This window comes from Paraburkholderia sp. BR14320 (assembly GCF_040948665.1).
Classification (GTDB): Bacteria; Pseudomonadota; Gammaproteobacteria; order Burkholderiales; family Burkholderiaceae; genus Paraburkholderia; species Paraburkholderia youngii.
In genome coordinates this window covers 1-255 of sequence record NZ_JBFPKG010000342.1, presented here as the reverse complement: position 1 = coordinate 255, position 255 = coordinate 1, and the positions used below count along the sequence as shown (strand labels likewise).

Below are 255 nucleotides of genomic sequence, written 5' to 3'. Positions count from 1 at the left end.
GCGAGGCGGTGGTGGTGGCGCGCGAGGAGCGGGCCGGCGAGCCGCAGCTGGTGGCGTATGTGGTGGCCGCAGAGGAGGCGCAGGAAGCGCAGCTTGCGGCGACGCTGCGCGCGCATCTGGTGGGGCAACTGCCGGACTACATGGTGCCGGCGGCGTTCGTGCCGCTGGCGGCGCTGCCGCTGACGGTGAACGGCAAGCTCGACCGCAAGGCACTGCCCGCGCCGGCTGACGATGCGTATGCGCGGCGGGGCTACG

At 74.1% G+C, this 255-nt stretch carries 1 protein-coding gene; it reads left to right on the top strand.

Features of this window, described 5'->3' with window-relative positions; all coding sequences use genetic code 11:
- Window positions 1–255 (top strand): hypothetical protein (locus AB3X89_RS40575; protein WP_368588103.1); only part of this gene is annotated, 255 nt, incomplete at both ends.